Below are 1,370 nucleotides of genomic sequence, written 5' to 3'. Positions count from 1 at the left end.
ATTTTCAACCATTCCTGGCGGTAATCGTAGCGGTAGGAAAAGAAGTGCTTGTTGATGAAAACCCGGACCTGGGAGCGAAAGGTGCCTGAGGAAAACACCAGTCCCAGCAGCAGGAGGGCGGCGAACAGGAACCCGATCTGGAGGGTCCTGCCCCAGGCACCACCGAAATAGCGCACGTAATAGCCGGCCGCGGCGACGGCGAGTAGGTACAGGCCGGCAGCCGTGATGGCGGTCGAGTGGAACACCACGCCCCGCGAAAAGGCGATGTCGATGGTCCATTCCCGGCTGCGGGCCGTGGACAGGGCGACAAAGGGGATGACCAGGGCCTGCGCCACGCCCCGCGCGCTCCACAGGTCGGGGTCCAGGGGACCGCGGAACAGCAGAGCATAGGCGTACGCGTACAGATCGAACGCGAACGCGCCGCCCAGCCCGATGCACAAGGGCGCCACGTGCCAGCGGGAACCCTTGGGCGCCCGGCGGTAGAGCTGCTCCACCGTGGCGAGCCCTAGGACCGAGACCGCCAGGGAGCCCCCGTAGGCGGTCAAGGCCTGGGGAACCTGGAGATCCAGCGCGGACAGCGCCGGCGCAAGCCACGGCGTGGCCAGAAAAATCACGGCGAGCAGGAATGGCCAGGCGCTGCTTGACAGCCCCCGGCCCGAGCCCTCCCCGCGGTGTAGCAAGGAAAACAGGAAAGCGAGCCACGCCAGGATGCGCAGGGCGTCCAGACCCCGGTATCCGGACCAGGCCATGGGGCTTCCCGACAGAACCACCGCCAGGCCGCTCCCCGCCCAGCCGGCGCTCAGAGCGACGGCGGTGAGCAACAGGGCGGCATTGCGCCCTCCCCGCCATCCCAACCATAGCTGCAAGGCGAAAAGCGTGAACGCGGCCAGAGCGGCGGCGTAGCTCCAGAAGGCCGGCTCCGCGACCATCCCCCAGCCGATTCCGCTTGGGCCTTCAACCATAGGGCGCCTTAAATCGGGAGCGCCGGTAAGTGCCCGATGGGCATGCCGGATTCATGGAATGAGAAAGCCGCACCCGCGGCGCCATCCGGAGCAGGAGCATGAAGGGGGCCATGGGTTCGTTCCGGCTGAGGCGGGCGCTCCAAGGTACGACCTCGCATAAGCATACCAACGAACCCAGGCTGCGTCAGGTTCGACCCGCCCGCGCTCTCCAGCGCCTGGAGCGCTTTTTCCCGCCGGCCGTAAAAAAGGAAAAAGCACCCGAAAATCGATGGCAAGGAGGCTACCCGCCAGAGGCGACAAGGCAGGATATCCGAAGCGGGAAAAAGGGAACGGACCGGGCTTGGGCGATGGAAAACGGGTAGACATCGAACGTCGCCCGCCGGGAGCCGCCGTCCCGTTGCGCCCCCT

At 66.4% G+C, this 1,370-nt stretch carries 1 pseudogene; it reads right to left on the bottom strand.

Annotation, left to right across the window (positions count from 1 at the left end):
- Positions 1-929, bottom strand: a pseudogene (locus ACTFO6_RS17240) (XrtA/PEP-CTERM system histidine kinase PrsK); the annotation flags it as partial.
- Between the last annotated feature and the right edge of the window lie 441 nt (positions 930-1,370).

Origin of the sequence: Pelomicrobium sp. G1 (assembly GCF_051905455.1) — a bacterium.
GTDB lineage: Bacteria > Pseudomonadota > Gammaproteobacteria > Burkholderiales > UBA6910 > Pelomicrobium.
The sequence above is the reverse complement of the archived record's forward strand: the minus strand, read 5'-3'. Positions and strand labels throughout refer to the sequence as shown.